At 70.3% G+C, this 26,480-nt stretch carries 23 protein-coding genes and 1 tRNA gene; 10 read left to right on the top strand and 14 right to left on the bottom strand.

Annotated features, from left to right (window positions below; translation table 11 throughout):
- Positions 1-3 precede the first annotated feature (3 nt).
- Positions 4-1,410 carry an MBL fold metallo-hydrolase gene (locus ACFSZT_RS01200; RefSeq protein WP_377387390.1) on the top strand — a complete coding sequence of 469 codons (1,407 nt, stop codon included), beginning with the start codon at positions 4-6 and terminating at the stop codon, positions 1,408-1,410.
- A 7-nt stretch (positions 1,411-1,417) separates the two neighbouring features.
- Here the strand turns inward: ACFSZT_RS01200 and ACFSZT_RS01195 are convergent, their stop codons facing one another.
- Complete coding sequence (locus ACFSZT_RS01195) at positions 1,418-1,909, bottom strand: YajQ family cyclic di-GMP-binding protein (RefSeq protein ID WP_377387388.1); 492 nt, start codon at positions 1,907-1,909, stop codon at positions 1,418-1,420.
- Positions 1,910-2,026: 117 nt separating this feature from the next.
- On the opposite strand from ACFSZT_RS01195, the gene ACFSZT_RS01190 reads away from it, so the two are divergent.
- Positions 2,027-2,108: transfer RNA gene (locus ACFSZT_RS01190), tRNA-Tyr, on the top strand.
- A 283-nt stretch (positions 2,109-2,391) separates the two neighbouring features.
- Here ACFSZT_RS01190 and ACFSZT_RS01185 read toward each other — a convergent pair.
- Positions 2,392-3,306 (bottom strand): zinc-binding dehydrogenase, encoded by a 915-nt coding sequence (locus tag ACFSZT_RS01185; RefSeq protein WP_377387385.1) that lies wholly within the window; start codon positions 3,304-3,306, stop codon positions 2,392-2,394.
- 593 nt (positions 3,307-3,899) lie between these two features.
- Between ACFSZT_RS01185 and ACFSZT_RS01180 the strand changes: the two genes are divergently transcribed.
- Together ACFSZT_RS01180 and ACFSZT_RS01175 are read left to right on the top strand one after the other, a co-directional pair.
- Positions 3,900-4,181, top strand: coding sequence for a hypothetical protein (locus ACFSZT_RS01180; protein WP_377387382.1), 282 nt, complete (start codon positions 3,900-3,902; stop codon positions 4,179-4,181).
- Positions 4,169-5,668: a sodium:solute symporter family protein gene (locus tag ACFSZT_RS01175; RefSeq protein ID WP_377387379.1), complete on the top strand. Its 1,500-nt coding sequence runs from the start codon at positions 4,169-4,171 to the stop codon at positions 5,666-5,668. The genes ACFSZT_RS01180 and ACFSZT_RS01175 overlap by 13 nt, the downstream gene beginning before the upstream one ends.
- 47 nt (positions 5,669-5,715) lie before the next feature.
- Here ACFSZT_RS01175 and ACFSZT_RS01170 read toward each other — a convergent pair whose 3' ends face one another.
- Positions 5,716-6,765, bottom strand: coding sequence for an alpha/beta hydrolase (locus ACFSZT_RS01170; protein WP_377387376.1), 1,050 nt, complete (start codon positions 6,763-6,765; stop codon positions 5,716-5,718).
- A gap of 250 nt (positions 6,766-7,015) precedes the next feature.
- On the opposite strand from ACFSZT_RS01170, the gene ACFSZT_RS01165 reads away from it, so the two are divergent.
- The 3 genes from ACFSZT_RS01165 (at position 7,016) to ACFSZT_RS01155 (ending at position 9,936) form a co-directional block, all read left to right on the top strand.
- Positions 7,016-7,771, top strand: a complete 756-nt coding sequence (locus ACFSZT_RS01165; RefSeq protein ID WP_377387373.1) for an SDR family oxidoreductase — start codon at positions 7,016-7,018, stop codon at positions 7,769-7,771.
- A gap of 85 nt (positions 7,772-7,856) precedes the next feature.
- Complete coding sequence (locus tag ACFSZT_RS01160) at positions 7,857-9,062, top strand: low temperature requirement protein A (protein ID WP_377387370.1); 1,206 nt, start codon at positions 7,857-7,859, stop codon at positions 9,060-9,062.
- A gap of 1 nt (position 9,063) precedes the next feature.
- Positions 9,064-9,936 carry a LysR family transcriptional regulator gene (locus ACFSZT_RS01155; protein ID WP_377387367.1) on the top strand — a complete coding sequence of 291 codons (873 nt, stop codon included), beginning with the start codon at positions 9,064-9,066 and terminating at the stop codon, positions 9,934-9,936.
- Positions 9,937-10,101: 165 nt separating this feature from the next.
- On the opposite strand, the gene ACFSZT_RS01150 is transcribed toward ACFSZT_RS01155, so the two are convergent.
- Genes ACFSZT_RS01150 through ACFSZT_RS01120 form a run of 7 tightly spaced genes read right to left on the bottom strand, consistent with a single transcriptional unit; the run spans position 10,102 to position 20,151 of the window.
- The gene (locus ACFSZT_RS01150; protein WP_377387364.1) at positions 10,102-11,241 is read right to left on the bottom strand and encodes an ABC transporter substrate-binding protein; all 1,140 of its coding nucleotides are present in this window, start codon (positions 11,239-11,241) and stop codon (positions 10,102-10,104) included.
- Positions 11,242-11,285: 44 nt separating this feature from the next.
- Complete coding sequence (locus ACFSZT_RS01145) at positions 11,286-13,052, bottom strand: ABC transporter permease (protein ID WP_377387361.1); 1,767 nt, start codon at positions 13,050-13,052, stop codon at positions 11,286-11,288.
- A complete protein-coding gene (locus ACFSZT_RS01140) occupies positions 13,049-14,149 on the bottom strand; it encodes an ABC transporter ATP-binding protein (RefSeq protein WP_377387358.1) in 1,101 nt (366 codons plus the stop codon). Before ACFSZT_RS01140 ends, ACFSZT_RS01145 begins: the two co-directional genes overlap by 4 nt.
- Positions 14,150-14,174: 25 nt before the next feature.
- On the bottom strand, positions 14,175-16,271 hold the full coding sequence (locus ACFSZT_RS01135) for an acetate--CoA ligase family protein (protein ID WP_377387355.1): 2,097 nt from the start codon (positions 16,269-16,271) through the stop codon (positions 14,175-14,177).
- A gap of 16 nt (positions 16,272-16,287) precedes the next feature.
- Positions 16,288-17,655 carry an MmgE/PrpD family protein gene (locus tag ACFSZT_RS01130; RefSeq protein ID WP_377387352.1) on the bottom strand — a complete coding sequence of 456 codons (1,368 nt, stop codon included), beginning with the start codon at positions 17,653-17,655 and terminating at the stop codon, positions 16,288-16,290.
- A complete protein-coding gene (locus tag ACFSZT_RS01125) occupies positions 17,652-18,809 on the bottom strand; it encodes an acyl-CoA dehydrogenase family protein (protein ID WP_377387350.1) in 1,158 nt (385 codons plus the stop codon). Before ACFSZT_RS01125 ends, ACFSZT_RS01130 begins: the two co-directional genes overlap by 4 nt.
- 40 nt (positions 18,810-18,849) lie before the next feature.
- On the bottom strand, positions 18,850-20,151 hold the full coding sequence (locus tag ACFSZT_RS01120) for an MmgE/PrpD family protein (RefSeq protein WP_377387347.1): 1,302 nt from the start codon (positions 20,149-20,151) through the stop codon (positions 18,850-18,852).
- 231 nt (positions 20,152-20,382) lie between these two features.
- Here ACFSZT_RS01120 and ACFSZT_RS01115 point away from each other — a divergent pair, with 231 nt between their 5' ends.
- On the top strand, positions 20,383-21,075 hold the full coding sequence (locus ACFSZT_RS01115) for a GntR family transcriptional regulator (RefSeq protein WP_377387344.1): 693 nt from the start codon (positions 20,383-20,385) through the stop codon (positions 21,073-21,075).
- An 88-nt stretch (positions 21,076-21,163) separates the two neighbouring features.
- A complete protein-coding gene (locus ACFSZT_RS01110) occupies positions 21,164-22,339 on the top strand; it encodes an MFS transporter (protein WP_377387341.1) in 1,176 nt (391 codons plus the stop codon).
- A 210-nt stretch (positions 22,340-22,549) separates the two neighbouring features.
- Here ACFSZT_RS01110 and ACFSZT_RS01105 read toward each other — a convergent pair whose 3' ends face one another.
- The 4 genes from ACFSZT_RS01105 to ACFSZT_RS01090 form a co-directional block, all read right to left on the bottom strand.
- Positions 22,550-22,981, bottom strand: coding sequence for a hypothetical protein (locus tag ACFSZT_RS01105; RefSeq protein WP_377387339.1), 432 nt, complete (start codon positions 22,979-22,981; stop codon positions 22,550-22,552).
- Positions 22,982-23,036: 55 nt separating this feature from the next.
- On the bottom strand, positions 23,037-23,423 hold the full coding sequence (locus ACFSZT_RS01100) for a roadblock/LC7 domain-containing protein (RefSeq protein ID WP_377387336.1): 387 nt from the start codon (positions 23,421-23,423) through the stop codon (positions 23,037-23,039).
- Complete coding sequence (locus ACFSZT_RS01095; RefSeq protein WP_377387333.1) at positions 23,420-24,214, bottom strand: hypothetical protein; 795 nt, start codon at positions 24,212-24,214, stop codon at positions 23,420-23,422. Before ACFSZT_RS01095 ends, ACFSZT_RS01100 begins: the two co-directional genes overlap by 4 nt.
- A gap of 532 nt (positions 24,215-24,746) precedes the next feature.
- A complete protein-coding gene (locus tag ACFSZT_RS01090; RefSeq protein ID WP_377387330.1) occupies positions 24,747-25,424 on the bottom strand; it encodes a GntR family transcriptional regulator in 678 nt (225 codons plus the stop codon).
- Between the two features lie 103 nt (positions 25,425-25,527).
- Between ACFSZT_RS01090 and ACFSZT_RS01085 the strand changes: the two genes are divergently transcribed.
- Complete coding sequence (locus ACFSZT_RS01085; RefSeq protein ID WP_377387327.1) at positions 25,528-26,436, top strand: isocitrate lyase/PEP mutase family protein; 909 nt, start codon at positions 25,528-25,530, stop codon at positions 26,434-26,436.
- Positions 26,437-26,480 lie beyond the last annotated feature (44 nt).

Below are 26,480 nucleotides of genomic sequence, written 5' to 3'. Positions count from 1 at the left end.
ACGATGACAGCCGACGTCGACCACATGCTTGCCGGTGAGCTGACCGTGGAGGTCATCGAGACCTCGTCGCTGGGCGACCGGAGCTACCTGGCCGGTGACGGTGAGGTGGCCGCGGTGGTCGATCCCCAGCGCGACATCGACCGCGTGCTGGCCGTCGCCGGGCGGCTCGGCGTGCGGATCGCGCTGGTGCTGGAGACCCACGTGCACAACGACTACGTTTCCGGTGGCCTGGAGCTGGCCCGGCTGACCGGCGCCGAGTACGCGCTGGCCGCAGAGGACCGTGCGCCGTTCCCGCACCGGGGCCTGCGGGACGGGGAGGTCGTCGAGGTGTCGGACCGCATGCGCGTGCGGGCGCTCGCCACGCCGGGTCACACGTTCCACCACCTGTCGTACGTGCTGGACGGAGCGGAGGGTCCGGTCGGCGTGTTCACGGGCGGGTCACTGCTGTTCGGCACCACGGGGCGCACGGACCTGCTCGGCGAGCGACACAGCGAGGAGCTGGCCCGGCGGCAGCACGCGTCGGCGCACCGGCTCGCCGACCTGCTTCCCGACGGCGTGCAGATCTGGCCGACGCACGGGTTCGGCAGCTTCTGCTCGGCCACGCAGTCGCACGCCGACGCGGCGACGCTGGGCGAGCAGAAGCAGAGCAACCCGGCGCTGACCCTGGCGGAACAGGAGTTCGTCGAGCAGACACTGTCCGGTTTGGACGCTTACCCGGCGTACTACGCGCACCTCGGCGTCCGGAACACCGCCGGGCCCGCGCCGCTGGACTTGCGCAAGCCGGACCTCGCCGAGCCCGAGGAGCTGAGGCGGCGGCTGCGGGCCGGCGAGTGGGTGGTGGATCTCCGCTCGCGCAAGGCATATGTGCGCTCGCACCTGGCGGGGACCGTCAGCCTCGGCCTGGACGGGTCGATGGCCACGTGGCTGGGCTGGATGATCGACTGGGGCGCGCCGATCACCGTGGTGGGCGAGACCTCGGAGCAGGTCGCCGATGCCCAGCGGGAGCTTGCCCGCATCGGCATCGACCGGCTCGCCGCCGCGGCGGCGGGATCACCGGAGGACCTCGCCGCGGACCCGCAGCAGGTGCGGGGTCTCGACACGGCGACGTTCACCGACCTCGCCGCTGCCTGGCGCGGCGGGACCGCCCGGCCGGCCCCGGAGGTGGTGCTCGACGTGCGCAACCCCAAGGAATTCGAGGCGGCGCACGTCCGCGACGCGGTCCACATTCCGCTGTACGAGCTGTCCGGGCGCGTCGGCGAGTTGCCGGACGGTGCCGTGTGGGTGCACTGCAGCAGCGGTTACCGCGCCGCGGCCGCGGCCTCGCTGCTGGAGCGGGCCGGGCGCGCGGCGGTGCTCATCGACGACGAGTTCGCCAAGGCCGCCCACGCCGGTGTGCCGGTAGTGGGGTGATGCCGGGCTACCGGTAGTTGGTGAACTGGAGGGCGATGCCGAAGTCCTTGTTCTTCAGCAGCGAGATGACGTCCTGCAGGTGGTCCTTCTTCTTGCCGGACACGCGCAGCTGGTCGCCCTGGATCTGGGCCTGCACGCCCTTGGGGCCTTCGTCGCGGATGAACTTCGCGATCTGCTTGGCCTTGTCGGTGGCGATGCCCTCGATGATCTTGCCGTGAACCTTGTGGACCTTGCCGGAGACGGCGGGCTCGCCCGCGTCGAACGCCTTCAGCGAGACGCCGCGCTTGACCAGCTTCTCCTTGAAGACGTCGACAGCGGCCTTGACGCGCTGCTCGGTCTCGGCCTCGATGGTCACGGCGTCCGAGCCCGACCACTCGATCTTGGCGCCGGTGCCCCGGAAGTCGAACCGCGTGGACAGCTCCTTGGCCGTCTGCTTGAGGGCGTTGTCCACCTCCTGGTGGTCGACCTTGCTCACCACGTCGAACGACGGATCCGCCACGTCATACACCTCGTTGTCGCTGGTTGGTTGGCCCCAGCCTAGCCACCGGGAACCCCGCTGGCGGCCGGGCCGGGGGTCTTGGGTACTCTGTAGCTCGGCCGGACGCACTCCGGCTCCGGCGGGTTGCCCGAGCGGCCAAAGGGAGCTGACTGTAAATCAGCCGGCACTGCCTTCGGGGGTTCGAATCCCTCACCCGCCACACCACGGCAAACACCCCCGTGACCTGCGCGAACAGGTCACGGGGGTGTTTTCGTGTGTGCTCGTGTTCCGTGAGTGGCTGGATCGCGGCACAGGCTCGGCACCGGCTCACGCGCATCCGCCAGGGTCGTGACGTGGTCAGGGCCGCCGGAAGAGACAGCCAACGGCGATTACCTCGCCGGACAGGGCCTTGCCTTCGCCCCACCGCGCACTGGTCGAGACGCCGGCCGAGCCGTCGACGGCGTGTTGGGCCTCGTTCCGGGCGCCGCGGCCGCGGACCCGCCTCACGGCCGGATGACGATCTTGCCGACGTGCCGGCGGGTGACGAACGCGCGTTGGGCGGCGTGGATGTCGGCGAGGTCGTAGGTCGCGGCGATGGGTGGTCGGATCGTGGCACGGCGCGCCTCCTCGGCGAGGAGGTCGAAGTGCCGCGGCGTGTGCATCGACGAGCCGATGATCGCGATGTTGTGCAGGTAGAGGCGGCGCACATCGAGGGACACGGTGTGGCCGCCCAGCGCTCCGGCGACCACCCACCGCGCGCCGTCGCGCAGGTGCGGCAGGACATCGAGCAGGGTCGGGCCGGCGACGACGTCGAGGACGGCCGTGAGGCCGTCCGGGGCGGCCGCGTGCAGCGCCGGGCCGATCGGTTCGTTCCGATCGACCGTCACCGCCGCTCCGGCCTCGGCCACCCGATCGCTCTTCGCCGCCGTGGTCAGCGCGATCACGCGCGCGCCGCGGGCCGTGGCCAACTGGACCAGCGCCACCCCGACGCCGCCGGACGCACCCGTGACCAGCACCGTCTCCCCGGACGCGATGCCGCCGCGCTCGAGCATCCCCATCGCCGTGCCGTAGGCGACCGGCAGGCAGGCAAGCTCCTCATCGGACAGTGGTGACTCCGTGACGTCGTGGGCACGGTCGGCCGCCACGACGACGCGCTCGGCGAATCCGCCGTCGGCCTCGCTGCCGAGCAAGCCGACGGGATGGCCGTGGGCGTCGTAGAACGCGGGATCGACCAGCACGCGCCGTCCGGTGAGGGGGCCGTCGGACTCGACCACGCCCACGATGTCGCCGCCCTGGATGCGCGGGAACTCGACGGGACCGCGCCAGCCCGATTTCGCGGCGGGATCCTCCGAGGTCCCGTACGCGCCTTCCCGCGTCCAGATGTCCGTATTGTTCATCGCCGCCGCGGTGACGCGCACCAGCACCTGTCAGTCGCCGGGAACGGGGTCCGGCACCTCACGGACGTCGAGCATCTCGGGGCCACCGAACGCCGTCAGCACCGCGGCCTTCATGTCGTACTCCGGTCTCTGGGCCATACCACGTGGACCGATCCGGTCATGGTGATCTCCCGCGTGTCCGTGATCGTTGGGCGTGCCGGGCCATGGGGATGAGCTGACGCTACCCGCGGTGTCGCAGCGCCGCCATGGCGGCGGGCAGGCCGATCAGCCCCCGGCCCGCCGTCCGGGCCGAGTACCCGGGCGGCCCGGTTGTATACGATCCTCCGGCTCGGCCGCATTTCCCTGGGATGGACGGTTGTCTGGTGCCGATCACCTCGCTAGATTGCATACAACTTGAGTGAGGTGGTCCGATGTCCCGCACCGCCGACCGCGGACCCGCGGTGGCACTCGATACCGCTCGTGCGAGCGTGCGCGAGGACGGAAACGCGCCGGCGACCGGCGGCGTGCGCACGGGACGACGGCCACCGGGCGGACCACTGCCGGAGGTGGTCTGAGCCCCTCGCGAAATCGAGCCGCCGCACAACCCCGTTCCCCAGCTCACTGAGGAGCTCTCCATGGATCAACGCCGATCCGCACCCCATACCCTCGTCGAACCCATCCGCCGCCCCGGAATCTGGGCGGTCATGGTGCTGCTCATGGTCGCTTCCGTACCGCTGTACCTGCCCAGCGGCACGGTGCGACCACTCGTGTTCGGGCTGCCGTACTGGATGGTGATCTCCGTCGTCGCCACCCTCCTGTTCGCCGCGTTCACCAGCTGGGTGTGCCTGCGCCGCTGGAATCTGGCCGAGCCGGACGAGGAGCGGCGCGCCGAGGAGGAGTCGACGTGGACAACCTGACCTTCGCCGGCACCAGCGGCGTGATCGTGCTGGTCGGTTACGCCGTCCTCATGCTCGTCATCGGCTACTTCGCGGGCCGGAAGCAGCCGAACGTCCGTGAGAGCGCCAAGGGCTACTACCTCGCGGGTGGCGGGCTCGGCTTCGTCACCTTGTTCTTCACCCTCTACGCTACGCAGTACAGCGGGAACTCGGTGGTCGGCTACGCGCCGGAGGCCTACCGATCCGGCTTCTCGTGGTGGCAGTCGGTCGGCTTCATGATCGCCGTGATCGTCGGCTACCTGCTGTTCGCGCCGCGGCTGTACGTCATCGCGAAGCGGGAATCGTTCATCACGCCCACCGACTGGGTGCGGCACCGCTTCGGATCGGCGCCGGTGTCGCTGCTGGTGGTCGTGCTCATGCTCTGGGGTCTGGCCAACTACCTGCTGGAGCAGCTGGTGGCGATGGGCCATGCCATCTCGGGGCTGACCGGCAACACCGTCCCATACCAGCTCGGTGTAATCGCGTTCGTCGTCGTGATGCTCGTCTACTCGTGGATGGGCGGGATGCGCGCGGTCGCCCTCACCGATGTCATGCAGGGGATCGCGCTGCTGGTCGGCATCGGCGCGCTGCTCGTCGGTGCCCTGTACCTGGTGCGCGGCGACCTCGGCGACGTGACGAGCTACCTGCTGGCCAACGAGCCGGAGAAGATCGTGGTGCCGCCGGCGGAGACGTCGGTGAACTGGCTGTCCATGCTGCTGCTCATCGGCTTCGGCGCCTCGGTGTACCCGCACGCCATCCAGCGCGTCTACGCCGCCCGCAGCGAACGGACGCTCAAGCGCTCGCTCGCCATCATGGCGTGGATGCCGCTGGTCACCACGGGTGTGGTGTTCGTGGTGGGCATCATCGGCATTCAGCTGTTCCCCGACCTGTCCGAGGGCCAGTCCGAACAGCTCGTGGGCATGATCGCCAACCGCGTGGCCGACATCGGCCCGTTCTTCTACGTGATCATGATCCTGATGTTCGGCGGGATCGTGGCCGCCATCGTGTCCACAGCGGACTCCGCGCTGCTGAGCTTCTCGTCGGTGGTGTCGCGCGACCTCTACGGGCGGCACATCAACGCCCGCGCCTCCGAGCGCAAGCAGGTGCTGGTCGGCAAGATCGCGGGCATCGCCGCGGTCGCGGTGTTGCTGCTGATCGCGTGGAACCCGCCCGGCACCCTCTACGCCATCTTCGTGCTGAAGTTCGAGCTCATCGTCCAAATCGCACCGGCGTTCATCCTGGGCATCTACTGGCGCCGCCTCGCCGCGGGCCCGGTGTTCTGGGGCATGCTCGCGGGCGCGCTGCTCGCGGGCGGTGGAACCGTGCTCGACGTGGAGCAGCCGCTGGGGATCCCGCTCGGGCTGATCGGCCTGGGGCTTAACGTCGCCATCTGTGTGGTCGGCTCACTGCTGGTGCCGCACCGGCCGGCGCCCGAGTACCGGGAGGCCCTGAGCGCCGAGCCGGGTTAGGGGTTTGGGCGGCCGGACGGTCGGCATGCGGCCGCCGTCCGGCCGCTTCACGTTCCCACCGAGCGGTCCGCCCAGTCGAGCAGCGTGGCGTGGGCGCGCCGGGAGTGGCTTTCGGACAGTGCGATGTCGTGGCCGGAGCCGTGGATGACCGTCGCCTCGAGCGGCGTGTCCGGGGAGAAGTACAGGCGTTCGCCGGCCCGCAGCGTGGCCGAGTCATGGCACGGGCTGCTCAGCAGGCCCTGGCAGAAGATCGCGTCGTGCGACCCCACGGCGACCAGCACCGGAACGTCCACGGCCCGGGTGATCGGGGTGGTGAACCCGATCGCGTAGGCGTCGGCGATCTCGGTGACGCTCGCGATGTCCTTGGTCTTCTCCTCGGCGGCGATCACCGCCGGGTCGGCGTCCCCAGGTGCGTAGAAGAGCCGTTCCCGGCCACCGGGTTTGGTGGTGAGGTAGCCCGGGTCCGCCTTCGACCGGAACGTCTCGTCGAGCGTCACCGGGTGGAGATCCCGCAGCAGGGCCTGGGCGACCTGCGTCGGTGAGAAGTGGTGCGTCATGCCGGTGAGCACGAGACCGTCCACATCGCGGTATCGCGACGCGGCGATAGCGGCGATCCCGCTGCCTACCGAGTGTCCGACCAGGACCACCTTCCGGAACGCGGTCGGTCCGATGTGGCCATTGCGGAGCTTGGTGACGATCTGGTGGGCCACATCGGCCTGCGCCAGGGCGGTGAGCGTGGCACTCGGCACCTTCGTGCTGCCGCCGTAACCGATCCGGTCGACATTGAACGTGGCGTACCCGCGCTCGTTCGCGGCGCGGACGTAGGAGTAACGCTCGGGCTGGACGGGGAAGTCCCAGTAGGTGCTGTTGTAGGTCGCGCCGTGCAGCAGGACCTGGACGGTGCTGGGCTGGGCGCCGGCCGGTGTGCACAGGGTGCCGTGTGCGTGCACGGGCATGGCGACGTTGATGGTCACCGGTACGTCGACCTCCTGGCATTGCCGCGGTGCCGGTTCCGCGGCAGCGGAGATCGGGCTGCACAGCAGCGCCACGAGGGCAGTGGTCAGTGCGCCGGCCGTGCGGGGGCGCGGAAAAGGCAAGCGTTTCACGTGACGTTCTCTCTTCGTTGAGTCCGAACGAGCGCGCGCTACTTTACATCCGTGTCAAGTACGAGACCCCGTGCGTCAGCCGCCGTACACCCGCCCGGGTGATGTTCGGCGCGTGCTTGTCCGGCTGGTCCTGCGCCTATCCATCGGGCTTGTGCCCCCACCCGGATCGTGTGTTTCCTCCGCCGCGCGCGCCGTTCCTACGGTCGGTGTCGCGAAGACATCGAGCGGAGGGAGCGGAACCATGCCGGACACGAGCTTGCGGGACAAGGTGGCCGTCATCGGTGGTGGCGCGAAGAACCTCGGGGGTCTGCTGGGCACGACGCTGGGGGAGGCCGGCGCCAAGGTCGTCGTGCATTACCACGGCGACGCCTCCGCCGCGGACGCCGACAAGACCGTCGACGCGATCAAGGCCGCCGGATCGGACGCCGTGGCGGTCCAGGGAGACCTGACGCGGGTCGCCGACGTGCGGCGGCTGTTCGACACCGCGGTGGACAGCTTCGGCGGCGTGGATGTCGCGGTGAACACCACCGGAATGGTCCTGCGCAAGCCGATCCTGGAGACCACCGAAGAGGAGTACGACCGGATGTTCGCGATCAACGCGAAGGCCGCGTACTTCTTCATCCAGGAGGCCGGCCGCCGGCTCAACGACCACGGCAAGATCATCAGCCTGGGCACGTCGCTGCTGGCGGCGTTCACCGACGGCTACTCCACCTACGCCGGCGGCAAGGCGCCACTCGAGCACTTCACCCGCGCCGCGGCGAAGGAGTTCGCCGACCGGGGAATCTCGGTCAACGTGGTGGCGCCGGGGCCCATGGACACGCCGTTCTTCTACCCGCAGGAGACCCCGGAACGGGTCGAGTTCCACAAGTCGCAGGCCATGGGCAACCAGCTCACCCGGATCGAGGACATCGTCCCGATCATCACGTTCCTGGCCACCGAGGGTTGGTGGTTCACTGGCCAGACGATGTTCCCCAACGGCGGTTACACGACGCGCTGACCGTCGGATCGGGGCGGCCGGCGGGCGGCGCAGGGGGTTGCCCGCCGGCTTCGGACTGGTCATGGTGGGCCGGGAGGATGAGCAGATGACTGAGCAGGCGGCGTCGGGAGCTTCGGCCGGGTTGTGGCGACGGCTGATGAACGGTCGCGATCCGGGCGAGGAACACCGCGCGGCCACGCCGTTGGAGCTGTTCTTCGACCTGTGTTTCGTGGTCGCGGTCGCGAAGGCAGCCGCCGAACTGCACCACGCCATCGCCGAGGCCCACCTGGCGGACGGGCTGGTCGGCTACCTGTCGGTGTTCTTCGCGATCTGGTGGGCGTGGATGAACTTCACGTGGTTCGCCTCGGCCTACGACACCGACGACGTGCCCTATCGCCTGCTCACCCTCGTGCAGATGGCGGGCGTACTCGTGCTGGCCGCCGGGGTGCCCGCGGCGTTCGAGCACTTCGACTTCACGCTCGTGGTCGTCGGCTACGTGCTGATGCGTGTGGCGCTGATCGCCCAATGGTTGCGCGCGGCGGCCGAGCATCCGGAAGGCCGGGGCACGGCGCTGCGCTACGCGGCCGGGATCGCCGTGGTGCAGGTCGGCTGGATCGCCCGGCTGTGGGCGCCCGGCATGTGGGCGGGCATCACGTTCGTCGTGCTGGTCCTCGCCGAGCTGGCGGTGCCGGCCTGGGCCGAGGCGCGCGGCGGGCAGACCCACTGGCATCCCCGGCACATCGCCGAGCGCTACAGCCTGTTCACGATCATCGTGCTCGGTGAGGTGATCCTCGCCAGCCTCACTGCCGTCCAGTCCGCCGTGAGCGCGTCCGGTGTGTCGGTGCCGCTCGTCCTCGTGGCGGCGGGTGGGCTCGTCCTCGTGTTCGCGCTGTGGTGGATCTACTTCACCGGTGCCGAAGCGCACCTCGGCAGCCTGCGCACGGCGCTGACGTGGGGTTACGGGCACTTCGTGGTGTTCGCGGCGCTGGCGGCGGTGGGCGCGGGCCTGGGCGTGACGGTCGATGCGGCCACCCACCATGCCCACGTCAGCGAGCAGGCGGCCGCGCTCTCCGTCGCCGTTCCGGTCGCCGTGGTGATGCTGGTCCTGGCCGTGCTGCACCGGCTCACCGGCACCGGCGCCGTCGAGCGGGCCGTGCTCGTGCTGGCCGGTGCCGTGGTGGTGCTGGCGTTCGCGGCCACGCCGCCCCTGTTCGGTCTGGGCGGTGCGATGGTCGGGATGGGCCTCACGGTGTCCATGACGCTCGCCGGCAACCTGGTGCTCTCCGCCCGGCACGCCCGGGGAAGGGGCTGAGGTGGGGCTGGACCTGCACAAACTGGACCACCTCGTCGCGGTCGCGGAGGAAGGCAGCTTCACCCGCGCGGCCGGTCGGCTGCACCTGTCCCAGCAGGCGCTGTCCACGTCGATTCGCGCCCTCGAACGGCAGGTCGGGGTCGACCTGCTCGCCCGTGGACCCAGCGGCGTCACCCTGCTCCCGGCCGGGGAAGCACTGATCGCCGACGCCCGGGTGTTGCATGGCGTCGCCCGGTCGGCGCTGCAGCGGGCGCGGCGCATCGGCCGGGGCGAAAGCGAGATCCTCCGCATCGGACACACGCCGGCCGTCACCGGCGACGAGGTCACCGCGCTGATCCGGCAGCTCCACAACACCCATCCGGACGTGGCCACGCAGGTCAACCAGCGTTACCCCCGTGAGCTCACCGAACAACTCGTCGGCGGCGAGCTGGACCTGGGCCTGTGCCGCGCGATGACCCCGGCCCACGGCCTGGCCCGTGTCGCGGTGCTGCGTCAGCGGCTCCACGTCGCCGTCGCCGCCGACCACCCACTGGCCGAGCGCGACGCCGTCCAGCTCACCGACCTCGCCGACGAGGACATCACAGTGTGGGGGCATCCCGGGAAGTCCGGCTACACCGACCTGCTCATCGGGCTCTGCCGCGCGGCGGGCTTCGAACCACGCACACACCGCAACCCGATCCAGGGCACGCCGCCGGTCACCGCCGTGCTCGGCACGACGAGCGTCGCCTTCGTCACCGCCGCGCCGGGACCGGCCGCCGGCGGCAGGGTCCGGGTGCTCGAACTCCTGCCGCCGGCCCACGTCCCGCTGCACGCGCTCTGGCCACAGCACACGACCTCCGACGCCCGCGACGCCTTCCTCGCCACGTTCAGCTGACGCCGGCGTGGTCGTGTCTGCCGTCTGCGTCGGGGTGTGTGCCGTCTGCGTCGTCGTGTTGCGTCGTCACGCGCGCCAGGCGGCAGCCCCAGTGACGGGAACGGCGGACACGGTGACGGGAACGGCCGACACGGTGACGGGAACGGCGGACACGCCGGCGGCGCGTCAGCCGGTGAAGTGGAACGCCTTGTTCCAGGTCCGGATGGTGTCGGCCGACCGCGCGGCAGCGTCCTCCGGGGTGAAGAGGTGGAACTGCTTCGAGTCGGCGGCGGGCAGCTGGTACTCACCCGTCGGCGTCGGCTCGAGGCCGGGCCGAGCCGGAACGAAGCCCTGCGCCGCGGCGAACTTCTGGCCCGCCTTCGACATTGTCCAGTTGATGAAGACCTTCGCGGCCGGGCTCTGCTCGCCTGCCGGGGTGAGGCCCATCAGGTTGAACGAGCCGGATACGCCATCCTCCGGCACGACCAGCTTGATCGGCGCGCCCGCCACCTGCGCGCCGTAGGTGCTGTTGAAGCCGAGCGTGGCGACCGAGATCTCACCGCGCGCCAGCGCTTCCAGCTGCACCGACGTGGTGTCGAAGATGCGTGGTTGCTGCGCGCCGAGCTTGGTGAGGTAGTTCTCGCCGAACGCGTCGATCTGGAACGCGGCGAGCGCTGTCACCGTGCCGCCCGCACCCGCGTGCACCACGCCGAGCTTGCCCTTCCACTTCGGGTCGAGCAGATCCGACCACGTCTTCGGCACGTCCGCGCCCTGCACCGCCTGCGAGTTGTACCCGAAGGTGTAGGCGGAGTAGTACGCCGTCAGGTACTGGCCGTCGTTGAACACGACGTTGTCCGCCTTGCTCAGCTCGTCGTACGACGGCGGCCGGTAGGGCACGTACACGCCCCGCTCGGCGAACTGCTGCGCCACGAGGGGATCGGTGACGCGCACGACCCCCGCGCCGAGCTGGTTCGCGCCGTGCTCACTGAGGACTCGCTCCGAGAGCTTGTTCGTCGGCATCCGCGTGAGCTCGATGTCGATGCCGGTCTCGGCCTTGAACCGCGCGATCGTGAGGTCCTCGCTCTCCTTGCCGGAGCCCGAGTACAGCACGACCTTGTCCTTCTTGGCGGCCTCGTAGAGTTCCTTGTCGGCGATCCGCTCGCCATCGATCACGAGGCCGTTCGAGGTGTCGATCTTGGCCGGCATCGGCAGGACCTCATTGCGGGCGGCCTCGCTGGTGGGCGAGTCCGCGGATCCACCGCCGCAGGCGGTGGTGAGGGCGAGCAAGGCCGTTGCCGCGAATGCGACCGTCAATTTTCTGCGCACCGGTTTCAACTCCTTTGTCGTCGGTGAGTGCGATGGTTCGGTCGTCAGGGCGTGATGGAGCCGGACCCGAGCCGGCGAGGCAGGTAGGAGAGCACGAACATGATCAGGCAGTAGATGACGCTCATCGCCGCCGCTTGCTGCAGGGCGCCACCGTTCTCGAACTGGTCGAAAATGGTGATCGACAGGATGTGCGTCTCCGATGTGTACAAAAAGAGCGGCACGGTCAGCTCGCGCATGCTCAGCATCAGCAACATGAGGAAGGTCGACGCGATGCCCACCCGCATCAGGGGAACCGTGATCGAGAGAACCGCGCGGGATCGCCGTGCCCCGTGCAGGACGGCGTTGTCCTCCAAATCCCGTTCCGTGGACTGGATCGACGACGCGATACCCCGCAGCCCCTGCGGCATCTGCACCGCCAGGAACGCGATCACGAGCACCGCGAGAGTGCCGTACAGCGGAACCGGCATCACCAGCCATGTCCACAACAGACCCATGCCGAGCACGATCGCGGGGATCGCGAGCGGCACCATCGACACCCCTTCGAGCAGGCCGCGTGCCTTGGCCCTCGTCCGGTACACGGTGTAGCCGACCAGGAAGGCGACCACGGTGCCCAGCACGGCCGACGCGACGGCCACCACCACGCTGTTGCCGGCCGAATCGAGGAAGAGGTCCGAGCGCAGCACCTGGCCGAACGAGCCGAAGTCGATCGCACCGGGCGCCGACAGGTCGCTGAACGACTGCATGTACGGCGAGGTACGGATCGCCGTCAGCACGAGCGCGGCCAGCGGCAGGATGATCGCCAGCAACAGGTACCCGAGCGCGAACCCGAACAGCGGCCAGCGCCAGCCACCCAGGGAGATGCGCCGCGCCTTGAGCCCCTTGCCCGAGACGGTGGTGTACGAGCGGCGGGCCAGAATCCGGCGCTGGCCGAGTGTCACCAGGAGCACCACGATCACGAGCACCACCGCCATCACCGCTGCCTCGTTGCCTCGCGAGGGGGAGGCGTTCATGAGGCGGTAGATGAACGTCGGCAGAGTGTCGATCTGCCCCGGGGTGGCCAGCACCTGCGAGACGGGGAAGTTCTCGAAGATGTGGGTGAACACCAGCAGTGCCGAACCCAGGATCGCGGGCAGGGCCAGCGGGAAGGTGACGTTGCGGAGCATCTGCCAGGTCGAGCCGCCGTGCACGCCCGCCGCGTCCTCGAGGTCGGGGTTCATCAGCGACATCGAGCTGTGCATGAGCAGGAACGCGTACGGCGCATAGAACATGCCCATCACGAGCACGACGCCGCCCATGCTGTAGATGTTGACGGTGAAGTCGAGGCCGAGGTCGCGCATGCCGATGTTGAGCAGGCCGGCCACGGGGCTGCCCAGGATCGACCACGCCAGCGCGCCCACATAGGACGGTAGGAACAGCGGCATCAGTCCGATGAGGAACACGAAGCCCCGCAACGGGATGTCGGTCCGCGCCGTCACGAACGCCAGGACGCCGCCGATCAGCAGTGCCAGCAAGGTGGCCGAGACCCCGATGATCAGCGAGTTCAGTGTCGCCTTCAGCACACCGGGTTCGGTGAACACGGCGAGGTGCTGCAGCGTCAGGTCGAAGTTGATACTGCCCGGCCTGGGGATGTCCACACTGAACGCGGCGAGCAGGACGAAACCCGCGGGGACGAGCACCAGGAACGCCACCACCAGCAGCAGCGGGAGGCTGCTCAGGCCACGGGGCCTCCGCCACCGGCGACGCCGCGCCGACGGCGCCGGTAACGGCGCTTCGGGAGGTGCCTGCGCACGCGTGCTCTGCATCGTGGTCATGCGGCCACCTCCTCCTTCGCCGGTGCCGCACCGACCTCGTCGGGCAGCACCAGCACGGCCTCGGCGGGGATCTCGACCCGCGCCCGCTCGCCCCTGACCAGTGCGCCCGGGCCCGCTGGGCACACGGCGTCGAGCGTGGGACCGTTGTCGAGTGCGACCTGGTAGCGCACGGAGGACCCCTGGTACACCGACACCGCGACGGTGCCCGCGAAGCCGCGGCCCTCGGTGCTGTCCGCGCGCACCCGCACGTCCTCCGGTCGCACGGCCACACTGTCGGCGTTGGCCGGTGCGGGTGAGGCCGTGGGCAACGCGATCGGGAAGCCGGCCAGCTCGACGCCGTTGCCGGACGTGCTGCCGATGGCGAACACGTTGGTGACGCCCATGAACTTGGCGATGGAGGCGCTCGCGGGCGCCGCATAGACCTCCTCCGGCGTGCCGAGCTGCGTGATCCGACCACCCTGCATGATCGCGATGCGGTCGGCGAGCGCGAGCGCCTCCTGCTGGTCGTGGGTGACGTACATGCTCGTCAGCCCGCGTTCCTGCTGGATGTGCCGCAGTTCGACCCGCAGGTCCTCGCGCAGGCGAGCGTCCAGGTTGGACAGCGGTTCGTCGAGCAGCAACACGCTCGGCTCCATCGCCATGCTGCGAGCCAAAGCGACGCGCTGCATCTGGCCTCCGGAGAGCTGGCTGGCGCCGCGCTCGGCGAGGTGGTCGAGCCCGACGAGTCCGAGCACCTCCATCGCCTTGTCCCGGGCCGGGCCACGCTTGACCTTCTTCATCCGCAGCGGAAAGGTCACGTTCTCCAGGACGGTCTTGTGTGGCCAGACCGCGTAGGACTGGAACACCATGCCGACGTTGCGCCGGAACGACGGCACGGAGCGGCCGGTGTCGTGGTCGAAGACCACGGTGTCACCGATAGCGATCCGCCCGCCGGTCGGCTCCTCGAGGCCCGCGATGCAGCGCATGGTGCTGGTCTTGCCGCAGCCGGACTGTCCGAGCAGGACGATCGACTCGCCGTCGGCGATGGTGAGGTCGAGCCCGTTCACAGCGGTGAAACGGCCGTAGGCGAGGCTGAGATTGGTGATCGTCACCTGCATGACGGTCTCCTTCCTGGGGCTGGGATCAGGATTGGCCGGCGACCCGCACGAGGGCGTCCAGGGCGATGGCTCCCTCGCCCACCGGGCCGACCGACAGCGGGTTCACCTCCGCCTCGACGACGTCGGGCCGGTCCACGGCGAGGTTCGAGACGGCGACGATCGTGTCCACGAGCGCGTCGACGTCACCGGCTTCGGCCCCCCGGAAACCGGTGAGGGTCCCGAGGCCCCGCACGTCGGCGATCATGCCGCGTGCGGTGTCGGCGTCCACCGGCGCGAGCCGGACGGTGGAGTCGGAGTACAGCTCGGCGTAGATGCCGCCCGCGGCGAGCACCACGAGCGGTCCGGCCGAGGGGCTGACCCGGTAGCCGACCAGTGCCTCGGCGATGCCCTTCGCGGCCATGGGCTGCACCAGGACGCGATCGACCTCGATCGAGGGGTCGTAGGCGGCGACACTCGCCTTGATCCTGGCCACCGCCTGCCGCACACCGGCCGCGTCGGCAATGTCCAGTACCACGGCCCCGGCCTCGGTCTTGTGCGGCAGCTTGTCCGACAGCGCCTTGACCACCACCGGGTACTCGAACGGCAGCGTGAGATCCCCCGCGATGCCTGCCGCGTCGAGCACCACCGAGGGCACGCGCGCGACCCCCTGCGCGGCCAGCAGTTGCGCCGACTCCGCCTCGTCCAGCACGCGCGACGACGCGGGTGTGCCTCCGCCGAGCAAGGTGCCGGTCCGCACGGTCGGCACGGTACGTCCGAGGGCTCCGGCAATGGCGTCGGCACACGCCTCGGGAGTGCGAAACGCCGCGACACCGGCCTCGTCGAGCAACCGCAGCGTCGTGAGCGCATCGGGCAGGGCGAACGCAACGAGCGGGACCTTGCCGTCCGCGCACTCGGCGATGGCCCGCACCGCCAGCTCGGGGTTGTTGCGGGCCGACGAGCCGATCACGAAGCACACGAGGTCGAACTCCCCGCTGTCCTGCATGATCTCGATCGCCGAACGCACCACGTCGTGTTTGGCTCCCGCGAGCGTGAGGTCGGCGATGAGGTTCGGCGCCACCGGTGCCTTGGCCCCGGCGAAGCGCTCCAACACCCGCTCGCTCGGGGCCACCACCCGCACGCCCCGGGTCGCGAGCTGGTCGACCATGATCGCGGCCCCGCCGCCGGTCGTGGTGATCACGCCGACGCGGGCGGCGTGCCTGCCGCCCCCGGGCGGGAGGTTGCGCAGCAGCGCCGGCGCCTCGATGAGCGCTTCCAGGTGGTCGACCCGAGTGAAACCACATGCGCGGAAGAACGCGTCCGCCTCGCTGTCCTCCCCGGCGAGCGCGCCCGTGTGAGACACCGAGAGCGACGCGGCTTCCTCGGAGCGGCCCAGCTTGTAGACCACCACGGGCTTGCCGGCCCGGTGGGCGGCATGCGCGAACGACGCGAGCTCGTCGGTGTGCTGCAGCGACTCCATGAACAGCGCGTAGGCCGCGATGCCGGGATCGTCGACGGTCGCCTCGCACAGGGCGCCGATCGAGAGGTCGGCCTCGCCACCGACCGAGACGAGGCCGGCGAAGCCGATGCCCCGCGCCTTTCCACGGCTCACCAGCGCGCCGATCATCGAACCCGACTGCGACGCCACGAAGAGATCGCCCTCCAGCAGCTCCTCGTCGAACGCGGCATTGGCCGTCAGAAGCAGGTGGTTACGCGGATTGACCACGCCGAGGCTGCTCGGGCCGATCAGCCGCACGCCGCCGTCGCGGGCCGCCGCGCACAGCCGCTCCTGCCGTTCGAGGCCTGCCGGTCCCTCCTCGCCGAACCCGCTCGCGAGGATCGTCGCCACCGGAACGCCCAGCGCGGCGCACTCGCGCACCGTCTCGATCGCGGGTTCGGCGTTGGTGAGCACGAACACGTGGTCGGGCACCTCGGGCAGCGCGGACAGGCTGGGATAACAGCGTTCGCCGAGCACCTCCTCGCGGGCGGGGTTCACCAGGTAGACGGCACCGTCGAAGCCGGCCTGGCGCAGGAACCGCTGGGGCCGGGACGTCGTCTTGGCCGGATCGCCGGACGCGCCGACCACCGCTACGCTGCGCGGCCACAGTAGACAGTCGGCGAAGCCGGACCGGTTGTCAGAAACCATGATTCGTTCCTTCGTCTCAGACGGCCGCACGCAGCAGCTCGTCGGCGCGGGCGAGGAAGCCGAGGTCGTCCAGCCGCCACACGGCGTCGACGAGCCCGGCCGAGGCCTGCGCGCCGAGCAGCGGGTCCACGAGCGCGTGGAACTTGCCGGCCAGCGATTCGTCGCTCATCGGGTTCGCGGGCTCGCCGTAGGGCTGCTCGACGGTCTCGGTGACGGTGCGGCCGTCCCGCAGGGTCAGCGTCACCGTGGCGGGGCGGGCCTTGGGGTAGACGTCCTGCGCGTGCTGGTCCACCTCGACGGTCACCGCGCGCGTGAGCCTGCGGACCTCAGCGTCGCCGCGGGCCTCGTCGTCGAACTCGGTCAGCGCGACCCGGCCGCGCTCGACGGCGACGGCCACCGCGTACGGGATGCTCATCTGCGCATCGAGCAGGCTGTCGACCTCGGTGTGGGAATGGTGGGTCGCCACCGTGTAGGTGCCCACGTGCGCGGACGTCACGTCGGCTGCCGTGAGCCCGTGCCGCTCGCGCAGCGCGAGTGCGGCGTCGATCGGGCCGTGCAGGTGACGGCAGCTGGGGTATGGCTTGACGTAGGTGTCGAGGAGTGTCCAGCGCGAGCCGAGGCCGTCGCGAACCGTCTCGGGTGACCATTCCTCGCGTGCGAACGCGGCGAAGTAGCCGTGAGTGCCCTCCAGCACCGTGTGTGGGCCGGTCACGCCGGCCGCCGCGAGCTGCGCGCTCGCGATGCCGTCGCGAGCGGCCTTGCCCGGGTGGACCCGCTTGACCTCGGCCGACTGCCCGAGGAACTCGAACAGCCCGCCCGCGTGCGACCCCGCGATGCCGAGTGCGTCCTTGACCTGCCCGGAGTCGAGACCGAGCAGCCCTGCGACCCCGGCGGCCGAGGCGACGACCCCGGCGAGCGGCGTGTTGTGGAAGTGATTGCGCCACGTCGCGGGATGCCCGGCCGCGGCCAGCCGGCACGTGAGCTCCAGCGCGACGGCCGACGCTGTGAGCGTCCGCGCCGGGCCGGCTCCGGCCTGCTGCGCGGCCGCGAGCACCGCGGGCAGGGCGACCGCGCTCGGGTGCACGCTGCCCGGCGTGTACCCGTCGTCCACCTCGAGGCCGTGTGCGGCCGTGCCGTTGACCAGCGCGGCACCCAGCGCGGAGAGCCTACCCGCGCCGATGCCGGTCGCACCGTCGCCGCCGTAGGACTCGCGCGCGTGCGCCGCGACGGCCCGCGACACCGGCGTGGTGGCGCCGGCGATCACGCCCGCGAGGTGGTCGAGGACGAGCCGCTTGACGTGGTGCTCGACCTCGGCGGGCAACGGCGCGGCCGCTTGCGCGCAGACCCATTCGGCGACGTGCGCGGTCAGTCTCTCGGCGCTCATCGGGCGGCCTCCGCGGTCTCCGGGCGCTGGCTGAACCGCTGGCCGAGCACGTTCTGCGCGATCGTGTTCCGCAGCACCTCCACCGAACCGCCCGCGATCATCCAGCCGCGCGTGCGGCGCACGATGTACTCCAGCGGAAACTCGGTCGAGTAGCCGCTAGCCCCGAACATCTGCAGCGCATCGTTGGCGACCTTGAACGCGGTCTCGTTGCAGTGCAGCTTCGCGATGGCGGCTTCGGTCGGGTCGGGCGTTCCGGTGTCCGCATTGGACACCGCACGCATCAGCAACAGCTTCGCCGCGTCGAGCTGGACCCGCATGTCGGCGAACTTCCACTGCAGACCCTGGAACTCCGACAGCGTGCGGCCGAACGCCTTGCGGCTCTTGACGTGCTCGATCGCGCGCTCGTAGGCCGACTCCGCGAGCGCGAGCGCCCGCGAGGCGTTGCCCATGCGCTCGACACCGAACACCGAGAGCATCTTCTTGATGGCGCCCGAGTCGGCGAGCACATACTCCTTCGGCACGCGGGCGTTGTCGAAGTACAGCTGGCAGTGTCGTTCGCCCGACATGTACGTCTCGGGCTTGCCACGCGAGAAGCCGGGTGCGTCCACCGGCATCACGACGGCACCGATGTCGCTGCTGCGCGGGCCGAATCGGCACCACACCACCGAGTGGGTGATGTCCGGACCGTGGGAGTTCCAGCACTTCTGCCCGTTGACCACGACATCGCCGCCGTCGTACTCCGCGCGGGTGGTGAGGTCGGTGAGCGCGGTGCCCGCCTCGGGTTCGCTCATGCCGGCGCTCACCAGCGCCTCACCACGCAGCAGTGGCGTGAGCACCTCCTCGCGCACCCGCTCGGAGCCGAAGTGCGCGATCTGCCGGATGGCGCCGAAGTTGGCGGCCTGGAACGCGTCCGCGCTGTGCGGGCACACCTTGCTGATCGCCATCATCACGAGCACCGCGTCGAGCAGTCCCGCGCCCTGGCCGCCCAGCTCGACGGGCAGCGTCATCCCGGTCAGCTCGTTGGCGGCGAGCGTCTTCAGGCTGTCCCACGCGAAGCCGTCGCGCTGGAACGCCTGTGCGGCGAACTCACGCTCGGCGAGCTTGGTGACGGAGTCGACGAGGGCTTTCTGTTCGTCGGTCAGCTGGAAGTCCATGGTCTCCACTTCTCTTGTCGGCGACTGCTTGAAAACGTGTTCAACAGCCGAGGGCGGCGAGTGCTGGGGCGACGTCCGTGGGGGAGAGGTCGGCGAAGTGCTTGGCGAGCTCGGCGATCGCGGTGACCGTGTGGTCCGGATCGTGCCCGCCGACGCGGGCGCACGCGGCGGTCTTGGCGGCGAGTTGGGCCTCGGTGAGCGGGTGCTCCGGCGAACCGGGCATCGGCGCCGTCACCTCACGGCGCTGCCCGTCGTCGGTGTGCAGCACGACGGTGGCCGGTGCCATCGTCGCGGTGCCGTGCGCGTCCTGGTGCACGGTGACGCGGGTGGCGAACGCCTCGACGTCGGCGTCGAGCAAGGTGGGCCCGGCGATCGTCGTGAGGTCGACGGCGCCGGTGACCAGCTGCGCGGCCACGAGCCACGGGATCGAGAACTGCGCGTCGATCACCGGACGGCCGCGGCGGGCGAACGGGCGGGACACCAGTGCGTACGCGGCTCCGTCCGGCACGTGTACGTCCACGCGGGCCACGCGCCGGACCGGAATCCCGGCCGCTGCCTCGGCCGCGGCGGCGATAGCCGCGTGGGTGTAGCGGCACGCCGGGTACGGCTTGAGCGAGAGATGCGCGCCCTCCCAGCCCGGCGCCGACAGCACGTCCGTGGTGCCGGAAGCGTGAGTGAGCAGGCCGTACGTCCCGTCGGCCCAACCCGCGGGCCCCTCGACACCGGCCTGGGCGAGGAAGGCGGCGGTGATCCCGGCCTGCACGGCGAAACCCGGCTGCAGGCGCTTGTTGACGGCGCTGTCCTCCACAACCTGCCTGCTGTGCGGCGATCCGGCCGCGGGAAGCGCGAGCGCCATGGCGTTGCCGATGCCCTCGGGCCCGAGGCCGATCGTGCGGGCGGCGGCTGCCGCGGCGGCGAGGGCGCCGAGGCCCGCGGTGCGCACCATGCCGGGTTGCGGGCCGACGGCGAGGGCGAGCCTGCTCAGCACCTGCACACCCACGACGAGGCCGTCGAGGATGTCGCGGCCACAGCGGCGTGCCTGCGTTCCTGCAGCGAGCGCGGCGGGCAGCGCGACGGCCATCGTGTGCACCACGGCGTCGTCATGGGTGTCGTCGAAGTCCCACGCGTGCACCAGCGCCGACGTGGCCAGGGCGGCCTGGGGAGCGGGCAGCCGCAGGTCCGTCCAGGGGACCGGCACGTCGCCGGGACCCAGGGCGTGCAGTGCGTCGAGCGTGGGCTGAAGGCCGGTGGCACGGGTTCCGGCGGAGGCGATGCCGAGGGCGTCGCGCAGCAGGATCGTGCCGGCGTCGTGTTCGGAGGGGGACAGGTCGGACCAGGTCATGGCCGCAAGATCGGCCGGCCACTTCGTCGTGGTTTCCATGGGCTCCGGTTTTCGAGAGGCGGACATCACTCGTCGACTACCGGGAACGTACATACTCTATAGAGTGTTGTCTATAACAAATTGAGAGACCATGATGGTGCGCAGCCTGGTCGTCCGGAACCTGTCCAGGGCCAGGTGGCGACATACTGTGTCGGGTGCCTGGCATCGCGGTCTCTGGAGGAGGGGATCCCCATGACGTCGGAGGTCGAGCCGTTGCGGCCACCGCAGAGCCGCGTGGCCTACGTGGTCGAGCGGCTGAAGGAAGACCTGGCCAACGGGCTGATCCAGCCCGGCGAGGTGATCAAGCAGACCGTGCTGGCGAAGCGGTACGGCGTCAGCCCGACGCCCGTACGCGAGGCCCTGCGCGCCCTCGAGGCCGACGGCACCATCACCTACCAGCCGCATCGTGGCGCCTCGGTCCGGGAGATGGCTCCGGAAGCCGCCGTCGACCTGTACCGCATGCGGGCGAGCGCGGAGAGCACCGCGACGGAGATGGCCGTCGAGCGGATGACACCCGCCGGCCTGCGCCAGATCGAAGCCAAGCACGCCGAGCTCAACAAGGCCCGTGCCGAAGGAGCCAGCGCGGCGCGGCTCTCGCAGCTGAACCGGGAACTGCACTTCGCGATCTACGCCCAGAGCTCGCAGCTGGTGGTGGACTACCTGGAACTGTTGTGGAGCCGGTTCACCCCCGCTAGCACCATCTGGACGGGCAAACACGCCGGCGACCTCGCCGACGACCACGAAGCGATCATGGAGGCCATTCGCCGGGGCGACGCCAAGCAGGCCTCGGAACTGATGGCCGAGCACATCCTGAGGGCGTCCCGCATCCGGGCGGAGGATCCCGAGGCCCGGGCCGAGGGCTCGCAGACCGACATGGACTCCTGACCTCGTTTATCCCAGGCCGCCGCGGTGCTTCCCGCGGCCGGCGTCAGCAGGCTGCCCGCGCGCGGCCAGGACTCGCTAGAGGTAGGCAATGAGGCGCTGGTACCCGCACCTGTGCGTGATCACGGCTTTGAGCCAGGCCGCGTACAACTCCGCCAGGATGCTGGTGTCGTACCGGTCGCTCGACCTCGGCGGCGACGGCCTTGCCCTCGGCATCATCACGGCGCTGTTCTCGCTGCTGCCCCTGGTGGTCGCCGTGCAGGTGGGTAGGGCCGTCGACAACGGCCACCCCGCGGGAATGCTGCGTGCCGGCGTCCTGCTCACCGTCGTGGCGTTGCTGGTGATCGCGCTCAGCGGTGATCTGGTGGTGCTCGGCATCGGGAACGCGCTGCTGGGTTTCGGCCAAATCCTCGCCGTGGTGGCATCCCAGGGCTTCATCCCGCTGCTGTCGGAACCGGAGGACCTGGACCGGCGCTTCGCCGGCTGGTCATTGGCCGTCTCCATCGGACAGACGGCGGGACTGCCGGTGGCGGGGCTCGTCTCGGCGGCCAGCAGCGGCGGTGGAGACGGCGTTTCGACGACGGCGGCGCTGCTCGCGCTCGCGGCGCTGGTCGCGTTCGCGGTGCCGTCCTCGCTCGTGATGCCGGTGCCGCAGCGCGGCAGCCGCAAGCACGCCTCGGAGGAGTCGGCGCAGTCGGTGTTGACCATGCTCGCTATCCCCGGGATGCGGCCTGCCGTGTTCAGCAGTCTCGTCGTGCTGACGTCGATGGACGTGCTGTCGGCCTTCCTGCCGGTGCTCGGCGAGGAGTACGGGTTCAGCGTGCTGCTCGTGACCGTGCTGCTCATGCTGCGTACCGGGTCGTCCGTCGTGTCCCGCGTGTTCCTGCCCGGCCTGCTGCGGGTGATACCCCGGCGCTGGCTGCTGCTGTCGGCGACGTTCTGCTCGGCGTTGCCGATGTCGCTCTTGCCTCTCGCGCAGCAACCGGTGCTGATAGGCATCCTGCTCGTGATCGTCGGGTTCTTCTGGGGGATCGGGCAGCCACTGACGATGACGTGGGTGGTGACCCTGGTGTCGCACCGCAGCCGCGCGTCGGCGCTCTCGCTGCGGCTGACCGGTAACCGGCTCGGCCAGGTGCTCGTGCCGCTCGGCGCCGGCGCCATCGCGGGCGTCGCCGGTGTGGCGTCGGTGTTCGTGGTGACCGGCGCGCTGCTGTGGACGTCCAGCGGGTTCACGTGGCGTGCCGTGAGGGGGGAACGGTCCGGCTGAGCGGTGGCCGGCCGCGGCGGCGGTGGCCGGGCACGGCGGCGGTGGTCGTGTGTGCCGTCTGCGTCGCCGTGTCTGCCGTCCAGGTGGTCGTGTGTGCCGTCTGCGTCGCCGTGTTGCGCCGTCACGCACGCGAGGCCCCGGCCCCCCGCTACCGGAACGGCAGACACGCCTACGGGAACGGCGGACACGCCGGCCACCGCCGCCGCTAAATCACTGCCCGAGCTGGCTCTTCACCACCCGGCGGGTCGCGGCGAACATCATGCCGAGGTTCACCGTCTTCGGGCACACCACGACGGCCACGAGGTCCTCGATGTGGTTGTTCCGCACGAACAGGTGGGTGAGGTTCGCGCTGTTGACCAGGATCTCCTGGAAGTACCGCTCGTTGTTCTGCACGCCGCGGCGTTCCTTGAAGATGTCCTCGATCATCACGACGTTGCGGCCCTGGAACATGTCGAGCGTCGCGCCCGCGAGCAGATCCAGGACCTCCGTGGGGTGGTTGTCGGTGGTCTCGATCGCCAGCAGCATGCCGGTGGTCATGTCGACGACACCCGCGGCCAGACAGTCGGGCACCTCCTGGCGCAGCCGCTTGACGGTGTGGTTGACCTGGTCGGACATGTTCTGCGGGATTCCAAGCGTGTCCACGGTTCTCTTTTCGTTTCGCGAAAGGTGGGGAGGGGAAGGGAGTAGGCCGTCGCCGTCAGCTCGCGACGACCTGTGGTGCGTTCAGCAGGGAGCCGAGACGTTCCAACGTCGGCAGCACCTGCTGGTGAAGGCGGGCCATGTCCAGGCCCTCGTCGCCCAGCACCACGAGCAGCGCGACGTCGCCGATGGCGTACGTGGCGAGGATCCCGCCGCTGCTCTGGACGACGAACTGCCGGAGCGTCCCGTGGCCGATCACCGAAGTCGTCCGGCGCGCGAGGCCCAGGCCGGTGGCGGCGAGGGCCGAGACATTGTCGGGGTCGAGGGTGTCCGCCACGTCGGCCACGACGGTCAGCCCGTCGACCGCGGCGATCAGGGCATCGGTGACACCGCTGACCTGTTCTCGCAGCGTGCGCAACTCGGTGATCAGCACATCATGATTCATGCGTTTCCTTTCTCATTCGACGAGCTCTCGCCGGCCGGGTTGCGGGCCTCCCCGGTGGGGCGAGCCCGGAGCCGGCCGAACAACCGGTGCCTGCCCGAACCGCTCCGAGTCGGGGGTTCGTCGGGGCCGCGCGCTCCCCGTTCGCGGCGGGGCAGCTGTTCGGGTGGCGTGGGGACGGGGGCGCTCGGCTTGGGCACGCGGGGCTGGAGTGCCCGCAGCGACCCCGGCGCGACGACCGTCGCCGGTTTCGCGTGCTCGACCAGGCCCTCGGCGAGCATTCGCGATATCTCGATCGTCACCGGGTAGACGCTGCGGCTGATCAGGAACGCGATGTCCCGCGCGGTGCGCCGTCCGTCGGCGCGGGCCAGGATCTCCTGCCGGATGGCGGTGAGTCCTCCGGTTTCCGACGTCGTCGCGGACACCCGCTCGCGATGCGGCGACACGGGCGTACGCAGCGAGGCCAGCGCGGAGAGCCGGCGCGTGGTCTGCTCCAGCAGCCACTCCGGCTCGACGCCGTCCGAGATCGGCAACGCGACATCGGGTTCACCGTGGTCGATGGTGTAGCCCTCGACGGTGCCGGTGACGGTCGCGAAGGCGGCGTCCTGCGCCGCCATCAGGGCGACGACGCGAAGCTCCGTGCTCCCGACCCGCCCGCGCGCGACGAGTTCCTCCTGCGGTGGGCGGTCACGCGCACCGGCGCGCAGGGCCGCCGTCCAGTCCTCCTCGTCGATGCGGCCGGACCGCATCAGCAGGACGGCTGCCCCGGGCGATCCGGGACTTTCGACCGCCACCACCCGGCCCCGCCGGAAATGGACGCCTGCGCCTGGATTGCCTGTGATGTGGAGCTCGCCGGTCAACCCTTCGGATCGGCATTGCGTCAGAGCCTTCGCGAGAGCTTCGAACGCGCTCCACTCCGGGGGCGGGTTGGTGCCGGACAATGCGCTCCCTGGAAGGACATCAGCTCGAGTTTCGTTGGCACAGCGTCGATCGAGGACGCCGACGGCGGCCAACTGTAAGGCACCGCCACCCCGATGGCATGAATTTTCTTCGTAACTCGGTAATTGATCACGTCACGTGGACACATATCGGTTCGAGTGGGGGAAAATCTGGACATCCAAGGAGGGAACGCAAGTCTCCATCGTGCGGTTCGGCCAGGGATTTTCCGACTACACAGACGACAGGGGACGCGTTCGCGTCACGCGCCTACGCGAATGACCGACACGGCTACCGGAGTGGCGGACACGGTGACGCGAATGGCCGACACGGCTACCGGAGTGGCGGACACGCGGGCCGCCGATCCATTCCGGACCGTTCTCCGCCGGCTCAGGGAGTCTCCTGCTCCTCCGCTGCCCGGACCATCACGGCGCGGGCGTTGCGGAGGTGGGCGGTCATGACGGCCCGCGCCCACTCGGCGTCGCCGGCGCGCAGCGCCGCGACGATCTCGACGTGGTGACCGAGGCTGCGTCGCAGCGACTGCTCGTCGTAGGTATGGAAGTTGCGCAGCACGATGGGCGCGTGCACCGCGCCGGCGAGCGCGCTGGCGAGTGCGGGATGGGCGGCGAGTGCGACGAGTCTGCCGTGGAAGTCGCGGTTGAGGGGCATCAGTGCGTCGAGGTCCTGGCCGGGCCCCGGGCTACCGATCTCGACCATCCGGCGGGCGAGGTCGTCGAGGGCGTCGATGTCCGCGGGCCCGGCGTTGCGCACCGCGAGTGCTGTGAGCCGGGGTTCGAGCATCGTGCGCAGCTCGAACACGCCTTCCAGCTCGTCGACCGTCCACGTGGTGACCCGGGCCCCGCGGTTGGGCACGAGCTCGACGAGCCCTTCCGCCGCCAGCCGGGTGAGCGCGCCGCGCACCGGCGTCCGGCTCACCCCGAGCCGCTCGGCCAGCTCCACCTCGCCGAGCCGGCCTCCAGCCGGGAACTCGCCCCGCAGAATGAGCTCGCGCAGGGTCTCCACGGCTCGGCCGGTCGACGTCGTCGCCGGATCAGCCCGTTGTGTCACAGGTCACCTCGCTCAAGATTGTGTGCAATTGTGGTCGTTCGGCGTTCCCACGGCAAGCTCATGGCCGGTAGATTCGGGGTGTCTGTATACAAGGAGGGCTGTCGTGGGTGATCTGCTCGGCGATCGTGCCGGTACCGCCGTCTCGCCGCGCAAGCGGCTGCGCGAGCTGCTCGTGTCCGGGCAACCCGTCGTGGCGCCCGGCGCGTACGACGCGCTGTCGGCCCGGCTGGTGGAGCAGGCCGGGTTCGACGTCGTGTACATGACCGGATTCGGCAGCACGGCGTCGCTCATCGGGCGGCCCGACGTGGGCCTGCTGTCCGGCGCCGAAATGATCGACAACGCGACCCGCATCGTGTCCGCCGTCGACGTCCCCGTGATCGCCGATGCCGACACCGGCTACGGCAACGCCCTCAACGTCCTGCGCACCGTCCGGTCCTACGAGCAGGCCGGGGTCGCGGGCATCCACCTCGAGGACCAGGTGATGCCGAAGAAGTGCGGGCACATGTCGGGCAAGGCCGTGATCGGCCGCGAGGAGATGGTCGGCAAGATCCGCGCCGCCGCGGCCGCGCGCCGTGACCCCGATTTCGTGCTCATCGCCCGCACCGACGCCGCCGCCGTCCACGGCCTGGACGACGCGATCGCCCGCGCCAAGTCCTACGCCGACGCCGGCGCCGACGTGCTGTTCGTCGAGGCACCGACGAGCGAGGAGGGCATCGAGCGGGTGGCGGGCGAACTGCGCGGGGTGGCCCCCCTGGTGTTCAACTGGGCCGAGGGCGGCCGCACCCCGCCGATGCCGCTCGACCGCATCGCCGAGCTCGGCTTCTCGCTGGTGATCTTCCCCATCGGCACGCTGCTGGCCGCCACGGCGGGCATCCGCTCGCTGCTCGACGTGCTGCGCCGGGACGGGACGCCTGCCGCGGCGCTGCCCGCGGTCCCGTCGTTCGGTGAATTCACCGACCTCATGGGCCTGCCCGAGGTGAATGAACTCGAGCAGCGGTTCTCCGGTGAATAAGTAACTCGGTCGGCACCTGGTGTTGTCGCGGGCGGCGGAGTTAC

The organism is Prauserella oleivorans (assembly GCF_042685745.1).
Classification (GTDB): Bacteria; Actinomycetota; Actinomycetes; order Mycobacteriales; family Pseudonocardiaceae; genus Prauserella_A; species Prauserella_A oleivorans.
The sequence above is the reverse complement of the archived record's forward strand: the minus strand, read 5'-3'. Positions and strand labels throughout refer to the sequence as shown.